The following is a 16919-nucleotide window of genomic DNA, read 5'->3' as shown; positions in this document are numbered from 1 at the left end:
GCCCCTACCCCGGCGACGCGAAGCGGCCCGCCCACCCGACCCCTCCGGCCACGTGGACCCGGAAGTCCGGGTCGCTCCAGGCCGCTTCGGAGTGGCCCAGGCCCGTGTAGAAGACGCGGCCCGTGCCCTGCGCCCTGCACCACACCAGCGGATGGTCGCCGCCCATGGCCGCCCCCTCGTACGACGCCTCTTCCGCGTACGCCAGCACCCGCACCGCCGGGTCGGAGCGCGGGTCCGACCGGAAGTCGTACCACTCGTCCTCGAACTCCCAGCTCTCGCCGAGGTGCCGGGTCGCGGGGTGGTCGTGGTCGGCGACGCGCAGGCGGCCGGGCTGGTGGGCGGGGTGGCGGGCGAAGCGCGCCGCGAGCAGCGTGCCGTAGTACGGCCACCCGTACTCGGTGCAGGCCGCCGCGTGCACCCCGGCGAAGCCGCCGCCCCCGTCGATGTACGCCGCGAGCCGTTCGCGTCCCTCGGGCGTGAGGATGTCGCCGCTGGTGGACAGGAAGACGACGGCGGCGGGCGGGGCGCCGCGCGCGGGATCGAGTCCGCGCGCGAACTCCCCCGGGTCCTCGGTGTGCCGCACCGCGAACCCGAGGGCGCGCAGGGTGTCGACGGCGTACGGGATCGAGGCGTGGCGGTAGTCGGTGGTGCGGGTGTGGACCAGGACCGTGGGAGTCGTGCCGGTGGGCTGCGCCATGGGGCGGGATGGTACTGCCCGCGCGGTGTCCGATCCGTACAAGACCGGGCCGGTGGGGGCTGCCTACCGTGGCCGCATGAATGAGTGCGGCCGCCGGGCACCCCGCTACTCCTCCTCGTGCGGCGGATGCCCGCCGTGGCGGCGGGCGTGGGCGCGCAGGCGGGACGTGACGTCCTCGGGCGGCAGGAACTTCGACCAGCGCTCGGGGAACTCGGAGGGCATGGCCACGTCCTCCGCGCTGTCCGGCTCCTCCGTGTTCTCGGCGTAATCAGCGTCGGTCGGGTACTCCCGCGCGGCCACGTAGCGTGCGGCCTGCGCGGTGCGCACGCGGTCGTTGGCGGCGCGCGCCGCGGCCGTGGCCACCGACGGCCACACCCGGTCGATGGCCGCGTTCACGGCGGCTCCGACGAGCACCGCGAACGCCGAGACGCCGATCCACAGCATGACCGCGACAGGCGCGGCGAGCGAACCGTAGATGCTCGGGCCCTCGATGGTGTGGGTGAGGTACACGCGGAGCAGGAAGCTGCCGGGAACCCACATCGCGAGGGCCACCAGGGCGCCCGGCAGGTCCTCGATCCACGGCGAGCGCACGGGCACCGCCACGTGGTACAGCGTCGTCAGGAACGCGATGGACAGTACGATCACCACCGGCCAGTACAGGATCTGTACGAGCGTCTCCGACCAGGGCACCAGGTTGATCACCGTGTCCGGGCCCGCGATCATCAGCGGCAGCGCGATCGAGCCGACGACCAGGGCCACGATGAACATGAGGAAGGCGAGCATCCGGGTCTTCACGATGCCGCGCACCCCGTCCAGGCCGTACATGACGGTCACCGTGTCCACGAACGTCGACACGGCGCGCGAACCGGACCACAGCGAGATGAGGAAACCGATGGAGATGATGTCGGGGCGGCCGCCCTTGATGACGTCGTCGAGGATCGGCCGGGCGATCTCCTTGACACCCTGGTCGGTGAGGACGGTGCGGGATGCCTCCAGGATGTGGTCGCGGACCCCGGCGATGGTGTGGGCGCCGGTCCAGTCGTCGACGTAGGCGAGCAGGCCGACGAGCGACAGGAGCAGCGGCGGTACCGACAGAAGAGTGAAGAACGCGGCCTCGGCGGCGAGGCCCAGGATGCGGTACTCCATGCACGAGTTGACGGTGTCCTTGAGCAGCAGCCAGGCGGTCCTGCGCTTGGAGACGTTCCGGTAGAGCGCGCGGGCCCGGTGGAGACGGCCGCGAGTGGGCCGGTCTGGTGTTTCTTCTGGCTGATGCACCTCCTTACCGTATCTTCATGGCAGTCACCACCCATGCAGTGACCAATCAGGCCCCGCCCCTGGTGGGATACGACGTCCTCGCCGCCGACCGGGCGCTGTGCGAAGCGCTCGAACGGCACCTGGACCCCGACACGGCGGACGCGGCCCGCGAGGAGCTGACGGTGCTCGGGCGGGCGGCGGGCAGCGCGCAGGTACAGGAGTGGGGGCGGCTCGCGAACGAGAACCCACCGGTCCTGCGTACCCACGACCGTTACGGCCACCGCGTCGACGAGGTGGAGTTCCATCCGTCCTGGCACCGTCTGATGGGCAAGGGCGTCGGCGCGGGTCTGACGTCGGCCTGGTCGCGGCCCGGGGGGCATGTGCGGCGGGCGGCGGCGTTCGTGGTGTGGTCGCAGGTGGAGGCGGGACACCTGTGCCCGCTGTCGATGACACACGCGGCGGTGCCCGCGCTGCGTGCCGAGCCGGACCTCGCCGCCGAGTGGGAGCCGCGGCTGACCTCCACCGTGTACGACGCCGGGCTGCGGCCCGCGGCGAGCAAGGCGGGCGCCGTGTTCGGCATGGGGATGACGGAGAAGCAGGGCGGCAGCGACGTACGGGCCAACACCACGCGCGCGGTGCCGCTGCCCGGGGACGGCGCGGGCGCGTACGCGTTGACCGGGCACAAGTGGTTCTGCTCGGCGCCCATGTCGGACGGGTTCCTGGTGCTGGCCCAGGCCGATGCGGGGCTGACGTGCTTTCTGGTGCCGCGCGTGCTGGAGGACGGGACGCGGAACGTGTTCCTGTTGCAGCGGCTCAAGGACAAGCTGGGCAACCGGTCGAACGCGTCGGCGGAGGTCGAGTTCGACGGGACGTGGGCGCGCCGCGTCGGTGAGGAGGGGCGCGGCGTGGCGACCATCATCGAGATGGTCGCGGCGACCCGGCTCGACTGTGTCCTCGGCTCCGCCGCGCTGATGCGGCAGGCGGTCGCGCAGGCGGTCCACCACTGCACGTACCGGGAGGCGTTCGGCGGCCGGCTGGTCGACAAGCCGCTCATGCGCAACGTCCTGGCGGATCTGGCGGTGGAGTCGGAGGCCGCCACGACGCTCGGTCTGCGCCTGGCCGCCGCGTACGACGACGGGGGCGAGCGGGAGCGGGCGTTCCTGCGGATCGCGGTGCCGGCGGCCAAGTACTGGGTGACGAAGCAGTGCACGCCCGTGGTCGCGGAGACCCTTGAGTGCCTGGGCGGCAACGGTTACGTGGAGGAGTCGGGCATGCCGCGGCTGCTGCGCGAGGCGCCGCTGAACTCGATCTGGGAGGGCTCGGGCAATGTGCAGGCGCTCGACGTGCTGCGGGCGCTGCGGCGCGAGCCGGGCGCGCTCGACGCGTTGCTGCTCGAACTGGGGGTGACGCGCGGTGCCGACCACCGGCTCGACGCGGCGGTCAAGGACCTGCTGACCGAACTGGGCGACCTGCACGGGATCGAGGCGCGGGCGCGGCGCGTCGCGGAGCGGATCGCGGTGGTGCTGCAGGGCTCGCTGCTGGTGCGGTTCGCGCCGGAGGAGGTGGCGGACGCGTTCTGCGCGGCGCGTCTTGGCGGGGACCGGGGCGCCGCGTTCGGGACGCTGCCGCACACGCTGGGTCTTGAGGAGATCGTCGAGCGGGCGGCGCCGGTGGCGTGAACACCCCGCGGCCGTATGAGGAGTTCGTGGGGATGGTGCTGCGCCGACACGGCACCATCCCCACGTATGAGGCCCCTTGAGGAGCTCGCCGCCGCCCAAGGGGGGAGAGGGCGGCGTTGGTCCTAGTTTCAATCGCCGTACGGTTGTTCGCCAGGGTTGCAAAGGGTTGCAACCTTGTTGTTCAACTCCCGTCCTTCCGCGTGCTGTGCGGTGCACGATAGGGCGGGGGAACGACGGCGCGACCGCGCGACACCACGCAACACCTGGGGATCAGGGATGAACGGGAACTCGACGATCGACCTGGCGCGCCTGTCCGCCATGGACGTGTCGCACGCGTCCCACCTGCTCAAGGGCGTGCGGGACGCCACGCTGTCCGGCCGCAGGCCGCCGGTGCTGCCTCGCCCCGAGATAAGCGCGTCGTGGCAGCGGCTGCTGCGCGACGGCCTCGATCCGGACCGCGACGTGCGGCGCGACGTGCTCAGCGCCGACGAGGTGGCGCGGCGGCGCCGTTCCTCGCCGCTGGCCCCGGTGCTGCCGGTGCTGCGCGAGGCGCTGGTCTCCGTGGCGGAGGCGGCCCAGCACATCATGGTGGTGAGCGACGCGGACGGCCGGATCCTGTGGCGCGAGGGGCATCCGGGGGTGCTGCGCAAGGGCGACCGGCTCGGTTTCCAGGTGGGCGCGCACTGGGGCGAGGACATCGTCGGCACCAACGGGGTCGGTACGCCGCTGGTGACGGGCCGCCCGGTCCAGGTGTTCTCCGCCGAGCACTTCGTGCAGACGCACCACCCGTGGACGTGCACGGGCGCGCCGATCAGCGATCCGCGCGACGGGCGGGTCATCGGAGTGGTGGATGTCAGCGGTCCGCTGGAGACGATGCACCCGGCGACGCTGCCGTGGGTGCGCTCCGTCGCGCAGCTCGCCGAGGCGCGGCTGCGCGAGCTGCACGTGGGCCGGCTCGAACGGCTGCGGGCGGTGGCCGCGCCGGTACTCGCCCGGATCGGCGGTCGGGCCGTCGCGGTCGACGAGCACGGCTGGCCCGCGGCGGTGACGGGACTTCCGCTGCCCGACCGGGTGGCGCTGCCCAAGGGGCTCACCGAGGGGCCCTGCTGGGTGCCGTCGCTCGGCACCTGCAAGGCGGCGCCGCTGCCCGGTGGCTGGCTCCTCATGGTCGACGACCTCCCCGAGCCGCTCGCCGCGACGCGGATCGTCCTCGACGTGCGCCGACCGCGCCGCTGGTCGCTGGCGGTACGGGCGACGGCGGGCGGGTGGACGCACGACCTGAGCCCGCGCCACGCCGAGCTGTTGTATCTGCTGGCCGTGCACCGTGACGGACGCAGCGCCCCCGACCTGGCCGCCGACCTGTTCGGCGACCGGACGCGCACGGTGACGGTGCGCGCGGAGCTGTCCCGGGTGCGGCGCTACCTGGGCGCGCTGCTCGCGCACCGCCCGTACCGGTTCGCCGAGGACGCGGACGTCGAGGTGCTGCTGCCGGACGACCCGGCCGACCTGCTGCCGCACTCGACCGCGCCCGCGGTGCTCGCGGCACGCGACCCCGAGCACCACTGACCGCCCGTCACCACCCGCACCCCCGGGACCTCCCGGGCGACGGACGCGGCGCGGACGACGCCGCCCACGACACCACCGCGGAACTCACCAGCGGCGGCCACGCACCGGCCAAGGACACGGACACAGGCACGGACACGGACACGGACACGGACGAGCGAGGCACTATCACCGGACGACCCGGACCACCCGCTGCCGCACCCGACCGCACCCGCGGTGCTCGCGGCACGCGACCCCGAGCACCACTGACCGTCGGCCGTCCCTCACACTCCGGGGATCTCCCGGGCGACGAACGCGGCGCGGACGGTGTCGGCCGCGTCGGCGCCGTAGAGCTCGCGAGCGGTGGCGACGGTGGCCTTGGCCGCGTCCGTGAAGCTGGTGTCGGGTGCGAAGCCGAACTGCGCGTCGACGATGATCCGGTCGGCGGCGCGGGCGCCGAGCGCGCGGCGGATGTCGTAGAGGGCGCGCGACCAGATCTCGCCGTCGGCGTGCACCTCACCGACCTTGTCCTGGTACGTCTTGTCGGTGTCGATGCGGCGCAGGCAGTGCGGGCTCGTCTCGGTGTACGAGACGGAGTCCCAGTCCGCGACACAGGCCAGGTCGGTGCGGCGGGGCCAGCCGTAGCGGGCGTCGGCGTGGTCGCCGACCTCGACGGCGAGATAGTCGCTGAACGCCTCGCCGATCGATCCGGCCTCCTCGGACGTGCCGAAGCCGGGCACCTGGGCGTTCTGCACCGCGTGCCCGTACTCGTGGACGATCACTTCGGCGTCCTCGGCGTCGTCCACGCCGCCCTTGCCGTAGCGGATCTCGGCCTTCTTGTCGGTGAAGAAGGAGTTGTCCGCGCCCCACTGGTCGATGCGGACGGCCTGCGCGCGGTTGTTGGCGCCCGGCAGGTCGTGGCCAAAGCCGAGGCCCTGCAGGTACTCCTGCGCCTCGTTGACCCAGAAGTAGGCCATGACCTGCTCGAACTGGTCGTCGCTGCGGTTGTAGGAGGTGGCGTCGGAGACCTTCGCGGCCGCGCCGGTGCTGGATCTGACGTACGCCCAGCGGCCGCTGAGGCCGCCGCTGTCGTCGAGGTTGCGCAGGGCGACCGTCGCGTAGGCGGAGTCCGGGACGGCACTGGCCGCGTCCTTGGCGTCGGTGAGGGACTCGTCGCCGGACGACTGGACCGGGTTGACCATGAAGACGCGGGCCTGGGGTGCGGCGGGGGCCGCGAGAGCCGGGGCGGCGAGGGTGGCGAAGGCCACGGTGAGGGTGGCCGCGGCGAGCAGTCCGCGGGATGTGCGGCGTGACATCAGGTACATCCTCCGGGTGGGTCGGATGGTTCGGATGCGCAGGGGGTGGCGGCGTCGCGCTGCGGATCTTGCCTCATCGGCGGCCGACTTGACCAGTGCGCGTCATCAATGCGCCAGGGTGCACCGGCGACGGCCCGCCCTGGTCACGGCGGGCCCGCGCATGATGCGATGGGCGGCATGAGCAACGTCACCGTCACCACCTGGTCGCTCGAGCAGACCTCCCCCGCCGACCTGCGCCCCGCCGCCGCCCCCCAGGGCGACGGCGTGCGGATCGTGCGGTCCGAGGTGCCCTCGCCCGAGTTCAGCCGGTTCCTGTACGCCTCGGTGGGCGGTGACATCGCCTGGATCGACCGGCTCGGCTGGTCCTACGCGCAGTGGCGGGAGACGCTGGAGCGGCCGGGGACCGAGACCTGGGTCGCGTACGAGAAGGGGACGCCGGCCGGGTACGTGGAGCTGGCGGGGCAGGACGACGGTGCCGTGGAGATCGTCTACTTCGGCCTGATCCCGGCGTTCCGGGGCCGGCGGATCGGCGGGCACCTGCTGTCGTACGGTGCCGCGCGGGCCTGGGACCTGGCCGAGCGGTGGCCGGGGCGGACGCCCACGAAGCGGGTGTGGCTGCACACCTGCTCGCTCGACGGTGAGCACGCGATGGCCAACTACGAGCGGCGCGGCTTCCGGCTCTTCGGCACCGAGACGGCCGAGCAGAGCGACGCCGTCGCGCCGGGCCCGTGGCCGGGCGCATTCCCGTCCGGTGTGTGACCAGCACCACTCTTGTCCACAATTCGAGACATCTAAGTCCACATTACGGACGACGGTGGACCAGGTCCAAAGTCCCATGACACGCTTCCGTCATGTCTGCAGCTGGAATCGCCTTGGTGAGTCGACGACACGTCGACTTCGGACGCATGTCCAGCGCCATCTGTCCGGCGCGCTGACGCTGCATCCGCCGGGCTGAACGGCCCCGGGCAGCACCACCGGCACCTCCGCTTCCCCGTTCCCTGCGCACCGCCGCGCCCTGCGCGAAGTGTGCAGGTCAGACCTGACTCGAGCCTGCCCTGAAGGACGTACACCCATGGCTGCCACCCCGGAAACGCCCACGACCGCCGCGCCCCGCCGCAAGGTCCGCCGTCACCGCGGCGAGGGCCAGTGGGCGGTGGGGCACCTCACGCCGCTCAACGGCAGCGAGCAGATGAAGAAGGACGACGACGGTCTCAATGTGCGGACACGCATTGAGACGATCTACTCCAAGCGCGGCTTCGACTCCATCGACCCCAACGACCTGCGCGGCCGGATGCGCTGGTGGGGCCTGTACACACAGCGTCGCCCCGGGATCGACGGCGGCCGCACCGCGATCCTGGAGCCGGAGGAACTCGAGGACGAGTACTTCATGATGCGCGTGCGCATCGACGGCGGACGGCTGACCACCGAGCAGCTGCGGGTCGTCGGCGAGATCTCGCAGGAGTTCGCACGCGGCACCGCGGACATCACCGACCGGCAGAACATCCAGTACCACTGGATCCGGATCGAGGACGTGCCGGAGATCTGGAACCGCCTGGAGGCCGTCGGCCTGTCGACGACCGAGGCGTGCGGCGACGTGCCGCGCGTCGTGCTCGGCTCGCCGGTCGCCGGTATCGCCGAGGACGAGATCATCGACGGCACCCCGGCCATCGACGAGATCCACCGCCGCTTCATCGGCAACCCCGCCTTCTCGAACCTGCCGCGCAAGTTCAAGACGGCGATCTCCGGCTCGCCGCTGCTCGACGTGGTGCACGAGATCAACGACGTCGCTTTCGTCGGCGTCGACCACCCCGAGCACGGGCCCGGCTTCGACCTGTGGGTCGGCGGCGGCCTGTCCACCAACCCGAAGATCGGCCAGCGGCTCGGCGCCTGGGTGCCGCTCGACGAGGTGCCGGACGTCTTCGAGGGCGTCGTCTCGATCTTCCGCGACTACGGCTACCGCCGCCTGCGCACGCGCGCCCGTCTGAAGTTCCTGCTCGCCGACTGGGGCACGGAGAAGTTCCGCCAGGTCCTGGAGGACGAGTACCTCAAGCGCGAACTCGTCGACGGCCCGGCCCCCGACCAGCCGCTGGAGCGCTGGCGCGACCACGTCGGCGTGCACCGCCAGAAGGACGGCCGGTTCTACGTCGGGTTCGCGCCGCGCGTCGGCCGCGTCGACGGCACCGTCCTGACGAAGATCGCCGAGCTGGCCGAGGAGCACGGCTCGGGCCGGGTGCGCACCACCGCCGAGCAGAAGATGCTGGTGCTCGACGTCGCCGAGGACCGGGTCGACTCGCTCGTCGCGGGCCTGGAGGCGCTCGACCTGCGGGTCAGCCCGTCGCCGTTCAGGCGCGGCACCATGGCCTGCACCGGCATCGAGTTCTGCAAGCTCGCCATCGTCGACACCAAGGCGCGCGGCGCCTCGCTCATCGACGAACTGGAGCGCCGCATCCCGGACTTCGACGAGCCCATCACCATCAACCTCAACGGCTGCCCCAACGCCTGCGCCCGCATCCAAGTCGCCGACATCGGCCTCAAGGGCCAGCTCGTCCTCGACGACGAGGGCAACCAGGTCGAGGGCTTCCAGGTGCACCTGGGCGGCGCGCTCGGCCTGGAGGCCGGGTTCGGCCGCAAGGTCCGCGGCCTGAAGGTCACCTCGGCCGAGCTGCCCGACTACGTCGAGCGGGTCCTCACCCGGTTCCAGAAGGAGCGCGAGGACGGCGAGCGGTTCGCCACCTGGGTGGCCCGCGCCTCCGAGGAGGCCCTGTCGTGACCGGCCGCGCCGCGCCGTTCTACTGCCCGTACTGCGGCGACGAGGACCTGCGCCCCGGCGAGGAGGGGCACGGCGCCTGGGAGTGCGCGGCGTGCAACCGGGCGTTCCAGCTCAAGTTCCTCGGGCTGCTCGCCCGCGGGCTCACGCGCAACGACGGTGGAGGGGAACAGACATGACGACAGCTCAGGCCGCCACCCCGGAGACGGAGGACACGGCTAAGCTCAAGGCACTCGCCGAGCAGGCCGGGCGGGACCTGGAGGACGCCTCCGCCCTGGAGATCCTCCAGTGGGCGGTGAAGACCTTCGGCACGAAGTTCTGCGTCACCTCCTCCATGGAGGACGCCGTCGTCGCGCACCTCGCCTCCCGGGCCATGCCCGGTGTGGACGTCGTGTTCCTCGACACCGGCTACCACTTCGAGGAGACCATCGGCACGCGCGACGCGGTCGAGGCCGTGATGGACGTCAACGTCATCACGCTCACCCCGCGCCAGACGGTCGCCGAGCAGGACGCCGAGTACGGGCCGAAGCTGCACGACCGCGACCCCGACCTGTGCTGCGCCCTGCGCAAGGTGAAGCCGCTCGAAGAGGGGCTGCGCGGGTACACCGCCTGGGCCACCGGGCTGCGCCGCGACGAGTCCCCCACCCGTGCCGACACCCCGGTCGTCGGCTGGGACGAGAAGCGCCAGAAGGTCAAGGTCTCGCCGATCGCCCGCTGGAGCCAGGACGACGTGGACGCGTACGTCGCCGAGCACGGCGTGCTCACCAACCCGCTCCTCATGGACGGTTACGGCTCCGTGGGCTGCGCGCCCTGCACCCGCCGCCTCCTGGAGGGCGAGGACGCGCGCGCCGGACGCTGGGCGGGCCGGGGCAAGACCGAGTGCGGAATCCACGGCTGATGACTCCCAGGACACAGACGCCGCGGGCGCCGCACGCGCCACAGACCTCACCGACTTCACAGACCTTGGAGAAGCAAGTGACCGGAGCCACGATCTGGCTCACGGGTCTGCCGAGCGCCGGCAAGACCACCATCGCGTACGAGCTGGCGAACACGCTGCGCGCCGAGGGCCGCAAGGTCGAGGTGCTCGACGGCGACGAGATCCGTGAGTTCCTCTCGGCGGGCCTCGGCTTCAGCCGCGAGGACCGCCACACCAACGTGCAGCGCATCGGCTTCCTCGCCGAACTGCTCGCCCGCAACGGCGTGCTGGCCCTCGTCCCGGTCATCGCCCCGTACGCGGACAGCCGCGAGGCGGTCCGCAAGCGCCACCAGAGCGGCGGGACGGCGTACGTCGAGGTGCATGTCGCCACGCCGGTCGAGGTCTGCTCCGAGCGCGACGTGAAGGGCCTGTACGCCAAGCAGGCCGCGGGCGAGATCTCCGGTCTGACCGGGGTCGACGACCCGTACGAGGCACCCGAGTCGCCCGATCTGCGGATCGAGTCGCACCAGCAGACCGTGCAGGAGTCCGCGGCCGCGCTCCACGCGCTGCTCACCGAGAGGGGTCTGACCGCATGACGACCGTAGTGAGCGTCTCCGAGGAGACCGACAGCCCGTACGCGCTCAGCCATTTGGACGCGCTGGAGTCCGAGGCCGTGCACATCTTCCGCGAGGTGGCGGGCGAGTTCGAGCGGCCGGTGATCCTCTTCTCCGGCGGCAAGGACTCGATCCTGATGCTGCACCTGGCGCTGAAGGCGTTCGCGCCCGCGCCGGTGCCCTTCTCGCTGCTGCACGTGGACACCGGGCACAACTTCCCCGAGGTCATCGAGTACCGCGACCGGGTCGTGGCCGAGCACGGCCTTCGCCTGCACGTCGCCTCGGTGCAGGACTACATCGACCGCGGCGTTCTCAAGGAGCGCCCGGACGGCACCCGCAACCCGCTGCAGACCGTGCCGCTGACCGAGAAGATCCAGCAGGAGCGGTTCGACGCGGTCTTCGGCGGCGGCCGCCGCGACGAGGAGAAGGCCCGCGCCAAGGAGCGGGTCTTCTCCCTGCGTGACGAGTTCTCGCAGTGGGACCCGCGCCGCCAGCGCCCCGAGCTGTGGCAGCTCTACAACGGCCGCCACGCCCCCGGTGAGCACGTCCGCGTCTTCCCGCTCTCCAACTGGACCGAGCTGGACGTGTGGCAGTACATCGCCCGCGAGAACATCGAACTGCCGCAGATCTACTACGCCCACGAGCGCCCGGTCTTCAACCGGGGCGGCATGTGGCTGACCGCCGGTGACTGGGGCGGCCCGAAGGACGGCGAGGCGGTCGAGACCCGTCTGGTGCGCTACCGCACCGTCGGCGACATGTCCTGCACCGGCGCCGTCGACTCCGACGCCACGACCATCGAGAAGGTCATCGCCGAGATCGCCGCCTCCCGCCTCACCGAGCGCGGCGCGACCCGTGCCGACGACAAGCTCTCCGAGGCCGCGATGGAAGACCGCAAGCGCGAGGGGTACTTCTAGACATGAGCACCACCAGCACCACCACCGAAGAGCTGGCCGGTCTGTCGGCCACCACCCTGCTGCGGTTCGCCACGGCCGGCTCGGTCGACGACGGCAAGTCCACGCTCGTGGGCCGCCTGCTGCACGACTCCAAGTCGGTCCTCGCCGACCAGCTGGAGGCCGTCGAGCACGCCTCGCGTTCGCGCGGCGCCGCCGAGCCCGACCTCGCGCTGCTCACCGACGGTCTGCGGGCCGAGCGCGAGCAGGGCATCACCATCGACGTGGCCTACCGCTACTTCGCGACCCCGCGCCGCCGGTTCATCCTGGCCGACACGCCGGGCCACGTGCAGTACACGCGGAACATGGTGACCGGCGCCTCCACCGCCGAGCTGACCGTGATCCTGGTCGACGCGCGCAACGGCGTCGTCGAGCAGACCCGCCGCCACGCCGCGATCGCCGCGCTCCTGCGCGTCCCGCACGTGGTGCTCGCCGTCAACAAGATGGACCTCGTCGACTACCAGGAGCAGGTCTTCGCGAAGATCGCCGAGGAGTTCACGGCGTACGCGGGCGACCTGGGCGTCCCGGAGATCACCGCGATCCCGATCTCCGCGCTCGCCGGTGACAACGTCGTGGAACCGTCCGCCACCATGAACTGGTACGGCGGCCCGACCGTCCTCGAACACCTGGAGACGGTCCCGGTCAGCCACGACCTGACCGCCTGCCACGCGCGCCTGCCCGTCCAGTACGTGATCCGGCCGCAGACCGCCGAGCACCCCGACTACCGCGGCTACGCGGGACAGATCGCCGCCGGGACGTTCCGGGTCGGTGAGTCGGTGACGGTGCTGCCCTCGGGCCGCACGTCGAAGATCGCCGGGATCGACCTGCTGGGCGAGCCGGTCGACGTGGCGTGGACGCCGCAGTCGGTGACGCTGCTGCTCGACGACGACATCGACGTCTCGCGCGGCGACCTGATCGTGCCGAGCGGCGACGCGCCCGCCACCTCCCAGGACGTCGAGGCGACCGTCTGCCACGTCGCCGACACGCCGCTGACCGTCGGACAGCGGGTGCTGCTCAAGCACACCACCCGTACGGTCAAGGCGATCGTCAAGGAGATCCCGTCACGGCTCACGCTCGACGACCTCTCCCAGCACCCCGAGCCGGGGCAGCTCGTCGCCAACGACATCGGCCGCGTGAAGGTGCGCACCGCCGAACCGCTGGCCCTGGACGCGTACGCGGACTCGCGGCGCACCGGGTCGTTCATCCTGATCGACCCGGCCGACGGCACCACGCTCGCCGCCGGTATGGCGGGGCAGGCGTTCGCCGACGCCGACGACGCGGCGGCGCCCGCCGCGGACGACGACGGCTGGGACTTCTGACATGCGCCCCGTCGAGTCCTCGGGCCCCGTCGACACGTATGCGACGTTCGCGAAGGAGGGCGGCCGCATCGGCAGCGGCCGCCTCGGCAGCGGGCAGGGCGGAGTCGGCCGATGTGCCCGCTGACCTCCGCCCGCCGACGCCGCAGACCTGCCGACCTCCCGGCCACACCCTGAGGGTGTGACCGCCGGGCCGACGAGAGGAACCCCTCCCGTGCCTGCCACACCCCTCCCCCGACGGCGCCGACGGCGCCGTGCCCTCGCCGCGCTCGCCGCCGTGCCGCTGCTCATGCTGGCCGCCACGGCCTGCCTGGGCTACGGCTCTCAGGCCGCCGACGGCGCCGGGGAGGAGTTCAAGGCCGAGGGTGAACCGCTCTCCGCGGACTCGGTCACCATCGGCTACTTCGGGAACCTGACCCACGCAACGGCGCTCGTCGGCCACCGCAAGGGCTTCTTCCAGAAGGAGCTGAAGGGCACACAGGCCAAGTACCAGATCTTCAACGCGGGCCCTTCCGAGGTCGAGGCGCTGAACGCCGGTTCGGTCGACATCGGCTGGCTCGGGCCCTCCCCCGCCGTCAACGGCTTCACCAAGTCGGACGGGAAGGACCTGCGGATCATCGGCGGCAGCGCGTCCGGCGGTGTGAAGCTCGTCGTGAACCCGAAGAAGATCAGGAGCACGGCGGACGTCAAGGGCAAGAAGATCGCCACCCCGCAGCTGGGCAACACCCAGGACGTGGCCTTGCTCAACTGGATCGCCCGGCAGGGCTGGTCGGTCGACGCGAACTCCGGCAAGGGCGACGTCTCCGTGGTCCGCACCGACAACAAGATCACCCCGGACGCGTTCCGCAACGGCTCGATCGACGGCGCGTGGGTGCCGGAGCCGACCGCGTCCCGGCTCGTCGCCGAGGGCGGCAAAGTACTGCTCGACGAGTCCGACCTGTGGCCCGACAAGAAGTTCGTGATCACCAACATCGTGGTGTCGCAGAAGTTCCTCAAGGCCCACCCGGACGTCGTGGAGGCGGTGCTGCGCGGCTCGGTGCGGACCAACGCCTGGATCAACTCCCACCGCACGGCGGCCAGGGCCGCCGCCAACGAGCAGCTGGCACGGGACACCGGGGCCCCGCTGCCCACCGACGTCGTCGAACCGGCCTGGAAGTCCATCCGGTTCACCGACGACCCACTGGCCGGCACCCTCCGCGACGAGGCGGACCACGCGGTCGAGGCCGGTCTCCTCGACCGGCCGGACCTCACCGGCATCTACGACCTGAAGCCGCTGAACAAGGTGCTGCGCACGGACGGCAGAACCGGGTTCGACGACGCGGGCCTGGGGGTCAAGTGACCACCACGACCAGCGACTTCCCCGCTCATCCGGATCCCAGGAGGTGACGACCATGGCGACGACCCTCGCCACGGCGGCCGACTCCGCCGTGCAGGCGGCGACCTCGGCCGCCCGCATCGAGCACGTCACGAAGTCCTTCGCCACGCCCGCGGGCAGCCAGATCGTCCTCGACGACATCAGCCTCGACGTCGCGCCGGGCGAGTTCGTCACGCTCCTCGGCGCCTCCGGCTGCGGCAAGTCGACCCTGCTCAACCTGGTGGCCGGGCTCGACCACCCGACGTCCGGGTCCATCGCCACGGACGGGCGGCCCGCCCTGATGTTCCAGGAGCACGCGCTGTTCCCGTGGCTGACCGCCGGCAAGAACATCGAACTCGCCCTCAAGCTGCGCGGCGTCCCGCGCCGCGACCGCCGCGAGCGCGCCGAGGAACTCCTCGAACTCGTCCGGCTGCGCGGCGCGTACGGCAAGCGGGTGCACGAGCTGTCCGGCGGCATGCGCCAGCGCGTGGCGATGGCCCGCGCGCTCGCCCAGGACGCGCGGCTGCTGCTGATGGACGAGCCGTTCGCCGCGCTCGACGCCATCACCCGTGACGTGCTGCACGGCGAACTGACCCGCATCTGGCGGGAGACGAACCTGTCCGTCCTGTTCGTCACCCACAACGTCCGCGAGGCCGTCCGGCTCGCCGAACGCGTCGTGCTGCTGTCGTCGCGGCCCGGCCGGGTGGCGCGCGAGTGGCGGGTGGGCATCCCGCAGCCGCGCCGCATCGAGGACGCCGACGTGGCCGAGCTCTCGCTCGAGATCACCGATCAACTGCGTGGGGAGATCCGCCGCCATGGCAAGGACTGAACCGACGGCGGCCGCGGCGCCGGAACCGGCCGCCAAGGACGACCTGGAGGACCTGGAGGCCGGTCTCGACGCGCTCGACACCGTGCCCACGGGCGGCGGCACGCCCTGGCACCGCACGCTCGTGCAGAAGGTGCTGCCGCCGCTCGCCGCGGTCGTCGTCGTGGTGCTCGGCTGGCAGGCCCTGATCACCTTCGGTGTCGTCGACGACCCGGCGAAGCTGCCGTCGCCGTCCGACGTGTGGGACCAGGTCCGTACGGCATGGCTGCAGGGCACGCTCTTCGGCTACATCTGGACGAGCCTGTCGCGCGGCCTGCTGGGCTTCCTGCTCGCCCTGGCCATCGGCACGCCGCTCGGACTGCTCGTGGCGCGGGTGAAGTTCGTGCGGGCGGCGATCGGTCCCGTGCTCTCGGGCCTCCAGTCGCTGCCGTCCGTCGCGTGGGTGCCGCCCGCCGTTCTGTGGCTGGGCCTGGACAACTCGATGATGTACGCGGTGATCCTGCTGGGCGCCGTCCCCTCGGTCGCCAACGGCCTGGTCTCCGGTGTCGACCAGGTGCCGCCGCTGTTCCTGCGGGCGGGCCGCACGCTCGGCGCGACCGGGCTTCGCGGCCTGCGCCATGTGGTCCTGCCCGCGGCGCTGCCCGGCTACCTGGCGGGGCTCAAGCAGGGCTGGGCGTTCTCCTGGCGCTCGCTGATGGCGGCGGAGATCATCGCCTCCTCCCCCGATCTGGGCGTCGGCCTCGGCCAGTTGCTGGAGAACGGCCGCAACGCCTCTTCCATGCCCATGGTCTTCCTGGCCATCCTCCTCATCCTGATCGTCGGCATCGTCATCGACCTGCTGATCTTCAGCCCGCTGGAGCGCCGCGTGCTGCGCGGCCGCGGCCTGATCGCACGGAGCTGAGCGCCCTCATGCACACGCACACGCCGTACTTCGCCCGCCCCGTCCTGTTGGTGATAGCCCACGGCAGCCGCGACCCGCGGCATGCCGCGACGGTGCACTCCCTGGTGGCCGAGGTGCGCGCGCAGCGCCCCGGCCTCCGTGTGGAGACGGCGTTCCTGGACTTCAACATCCCCTCGGTATCGGGTGTGCTGGAGTCCCTCGCGGCGGACGGGGTGCGCGACGTGGTGGCGCTCCCGCTCCTGCTGACCCGCGCGTTCCATGCCAAGACCGACATCCCGGCGGTGCTGCGCGCGGCGCCGTGCGGGATGCGGATCCGTACGGCGGACGTTCTCGGCCCGTCACCGCTGCTGGTGTCGGCGCTCGAACGGCGCCTGTACGAGGCGGGCCTCACCCCCGCCGACAAGCCCGCGACCGGGGTCGTCCTGGCCTCGGCGGGCTCCACCGACCCGGAGGCGACCGCAGTGATCGCAGAAATCGCGCGGGAGTGGCGGCACACCGGTTGGTGCGCCGTGCGACCTGCGTTCGCCTCCGCGGGATCACCTCGCACCGAGGACGCCGTCCGGGAGCTGCGCGCCCTCGGCTGCGCCCGGGTCGCGGTCGCCCCCTACGTCCTGGCTCCTGGCCGCCTGCCCGACCGCATCGTGCGCGGCGCGACGGAGGCGGGCGCGGACGTCCTGGCCGACGTCCTGGGCCCGGCGCCGGAGGTCGCCCGGGTGCTGGTCGAGCGGTACGAGACGGCGGGCGCGGCCCGGGAGCCGGCGGCCGCCGGGATGTGAGCCGGCCGGGC

Annotated in this window: 17 protein-coding genes; 14 read left to right on the top strand and 3 right to left on the bottom strand. The window is 72.1% G+C overall.

Features of this window, described 5'->3' with window-relative positions:
* Positions 1-4 precede the first annotated feature (4 nt).
* Together OFY01_RS05950 and OFY01_RS05945 are read right to left on the bottom strand one after the other, a co-directional pair.
* Positions 5-697, bottom strand: a complete 693-nt coding sequence (locus OFY01_RS05950; RefSeq protein WP_266597012.1) for a ThuA domain-containing protein — start codon at positions 695-697, stop codon at positions 5-7.
* A 105-nt stretch (positions 698-802) separates the two neighbouring features.
* Positions 803-1972 carry a YihY/virulence factor BrkB family protein gene (locus tag OFY01_RS05945; protein ID WP_266597010.1) on the bottom strand — a complete coding sequence of 390 codons (1170 nt, stop codon included), beginning with the start codon at positions 1970-1972 and terminating at the stop codon, positions 803-805.
* A gap of 17 nt (positions 1973-1989) precedes the next feature.
* On the opposite strand from OFY01_RS05945, the gene OFY01_RS05940 reads away from it, so the two are divergent.
* A complete protein-coding gene (locus tag OFY01_RS05940; protein WP_266597008.1) occupies positions 1990-3630 on the top strand; it encodes an acyl-CoA dehydrogenase family protein in 1641 nt (546 codons plus the stop codon).
* A gap of 276 nt (positions 3631-3906) precedes the next feature.
* Positions 3907-5196, top strand: a complete 1290-nt coding sequence (locus OFY01_RS05935) for a GAF domain-containing protein (protein WP_266597006.1) — start codon at positions 3907-3909, stop codon at positions 5194-5196.
* A 260-nt stretch (positions 5197-5456) separates the two neighbouring features.
* On the opposite strand, the gene OFY01_RS05930 is transcribed toward OFY01_RS05935, so the two are convergent.
* Positions 5457-6488, bottom strand: a complete 1032-nt coding sequence (locus tag OFY01_RS05930; RefSeq protein WP_266597004.1) for a M4 family metallopeptidase — start codon at positions 6486-6488, stop codon at positions 5457-5459.
* Between the two features lie 177 nt (positions 6489-6665).
* Between OFY01_RS05930 and OFY01_RS05925 the strand changes: the two genes are divergently transcribed.
* The 12 genes from OFY01_RS05925 to OFY01_RS05870 all read left to right on the top strand — a co-directional run bounded on the left by OFY01_RS05925 (position 6666) and on the right by OFY01_RS05870 (position 16908).
* Positions 6666-7247 (top strand): GNAT family N-acetyltransferase, encoded by a 582-nt coding sequence (locus OFY01_RS05925; protein ID WP_266597003.1) that lies wholly within the window; start codon positions 6666-6668, stop codon positions 7245-7247.
* A 313-nt stretch (positions 7248-7560) separates the two neighbouring features.
* The gene (locus tag OFY01_RS05920) at positions 7561-9258 is read left to right on the top strand and encodes a nitrite/sulfite reductase (RefSeq protein WP_266597001.1); all 1698 of its coding nucleotides are present in this window, start codon (positions 7561-7563) and stop codon (positions 9256-9258) included.
* Positions 9255-9434: a hypothetical protein gene (locus tag OFY01_RS05915; protein WP_266596999.1), complete on the top strand. Its 180-nt coding sequence runs from the start codon at positions 9255-9257 to the stop codon at positions 9432-9434. The genes OFY01_RS05920 and OFY01_RS05915 overlap by 4 nt, the downstream gene beginning before the upstream one ends.
* Positions 9431-10153, top strand: a complete 723-nt coding sequence (locus tag OFY01_RS05910; protein ID WP_266596997.1) for a phosphoadenylyl-sulfate reductase — start codon at positions 9431-9433, stop codon at positions 10151-10153. The genes OFY01_RS05915 and OFY01_RS05910 overlap by 4 nt, the downstream gene beginning before the upstream one ends.
* On the top strand, positions 10153-10767 hold the full coding sequence (cysC, locus tag OFY01_RS05905) for an adenylyl-sulfate kinase (protein ID WP_266596995.1): 615 nt from the start codon (positions 10153-10155) through the stop codon (positions 10765-10767). Before OFY01_RS05910 ends, cysC begins: the two co-directional genes overlap by 1 nt.
* Entirely contained in the window at positions 10764-11699 is a 936-nt protein-coding gene (gene cysD / locus OFY01_RS05900) for a sulfate adenylyltransferase subunit CysD (RefSeq protein ID WP_266596993.1), read from the top strand. The genes cysC and cysD overlap by 4 nt, the downstream gene beginning before the upstream one ends.
* Before the next feature lie 2 nt (positions 11700-11701).
* Positions 11702-13054, top strand: coding sequence for a sulfate adenylyltransferase subunit 1 (locus OFY01_RS05895; RefSeq protein WP_266596991.1), 1353 nt, complete (start codon positions 11702-11704; stop codon positions 13052-13054).
* 1 nt (position 13055) lies between these two features.
* Positions 13056-13178 (top strand): hypothetical protein, encoded by a 123-nt coding sequence (locus OFY01_RS05890; protein ID WP_266596989.1) that lies wholly within the window; start codon positions 13056-13058, stop codon positions 13176-13178.
* 162 nt (positions 13179-13340) lie between these two features.
* The gene (locus tag OFY01_RS05885) at positions 13341-14390 is read left to right on the top strand and encodes an aliphatic sulfonate ABC transporter substrate-binding protein (protein WP_266597014.1); all 1050 of its coding nucleotides are present in this window, start codon (positions 13341-13343) and stop codon (positions 14388-14390) included.
* A gap of 52 nt (positions 14391-14442) precedes the next feature.
* Complete coding sequence (locus OFY01_RS05880) at positions 14443-15234, top strand: ABC transporter ATP-binding protein (protein ID WP_266596987.1); 792 nt, start codon at positions 14443-14445, stop codon at positions 15232-15234.
* Positions 15221-16132, top strand: a complete 912-nt coding sequence (locus OFY01_RS05875; protein WP_266596985.1) for an ABC transporter permease — start codon at positions 15221-15223, stop codon at positions 16130-16132. Before OFY01_RS05880 ends, OFY01_RS05875 begins: the two co-directional genes overlap by 14 nt.
* Positions 16133-16140: 8 nt before the next feature.
* Complete coding sequence (locus tag OFY01_RS05870; RefSeq protein WP_266596983.1) at positions 16141-16908, top strand: sirohydrochlorin chelatase; 768 nt, start codon at positions 16141-16143, stop codon at positions 16906-16908.
* Positions 16909-16919: the final 11 nt, after the last annotated feature.

The sequence above is a fragment of the Streptomyces beihaiensis genome, from assembly GCF_026274175.1.
Classification (GTDB): Bacteria; Actinomycetota; Actinomycetes; order Streptomycetales; family Streptomycetaceae; genus Streptomyces; species Streptomyces beihaiensis.
This window is presented reverse-complemented; position numbering and strand designations above follow the sequence as displayed.

What these genes read in the sequence shown, in the direction of transcription:
- OFY01_RS05885 (WP_266597014.1), top strand. Translation starts at nt 13,341, where the DNA reads ATGCTGGCCGCCACGGCCTGCCTGGGCTACGGCTCTCAGGCCGCCGAC.
- OFY01_RS05890 (WP_266596989.1), top strand. Translation starts at nt 13,056, where the DNA reads ATGCGCCCCGTCGAGTCCTCGGGCCCCGTCGACACGTATGCGACGTTC.
- OFY01_RS05925 (WP_266597003.1), top strand. Translation starts at nt 6,666, where the DNA reads ATGAGCAACGTCACCGTCACCACCTGGTCGCTCGAGCAGACCTCCCCC.
- OFY01_RS05935 (WP_266597006.1), top strand. Translation starts at nt 3,907, where the DNA reads ATGAACGGGAACTCGACGATCGACCTGGCGCGCCTGTCCGCCATGGAC.
- OFY01_RS05875 (WP_266596985.1), top strand. Translation starts at nt 15,221, where the DNA reads ATGGCAAGGACTGAACCGACGGCGGCCGCGGCGCCGGAACCGGCCGCC.
- OFY01_RS05950 (WP_266597012.1), bottom strand. Translation starts at nt 697, where the DNA reads ATGGCGCAGCCCACCGGCACGACTCCCACGGTCCTGGTCCACACCCGC.
- cysD (WP_266596993.1), top strand. Translation starts at nt 10,764, where the DNA reads ATGACGACCGTAGTGAGCGTCTCCGAGGAGACCGACAGCCCGTACGCG.
- OFY01_RS05895 (WP_266596991.1), top strand. Translation starts at nt 11,702, where the DNA reads ATGAGCACCACCAGCACCACCACCGAAGAGCTGGCCGGTCTGTCGGCC.
- OFY01_RS05870 (WP_266596983.1), top strand. Translation starts at nt 16,141, where the DNA reads ATGCACACGCACACGCCGTACTTCGCCCGCCCCGTCCTGTTGGTGATA.
- OFY01_RS05880 (WP_266596987.1), top strand. Translation starts at nt 14,443, where the DNA reads ATGGCGACGACCCTCGCCACGGCGGCCGACTCCGCCGTGCAGGCGGCG.
- OFY01_RS05910 (WP_266596997.1), top strand. Translation starts at nt 9,431, where the DNA reads ATGACGACAGCTCAGGCCGCCACCCCGGAGACGGAGGACACGGCTAAG.
- OFY01_RS05940 (WP_266597008.1), top strand. Translation starts at nt 1,990, where the DNA reads ATGGCAGTCACCACCCATGCAGTGACCAATCAGGCCCCGCCCCTGGTG.
- cysC (WP_266596995.1), top strand. Translation starts at nt 10,153, where the DNA reads ATGACTCCCAGGACACAGACGCCGCGGGCGCCGCACGCGCCACAGACC.
- OFY01_RS05920 (WP_266597001.1), top strand. Translation starts at nt 7,561, where the DNA reads ATGGCTGCCACCCCGGAAACGCCCACGACCGCCGCGCCCCGCCGCAAG.
- OFY01_RS05930 (WP_266597004.1), bottom strand. Translation starts at nt 6,488, where the DNA reads ATGTCACGCCGCACATCCCGCGGACTGCTCGCCGCGGCCACCCTCACC.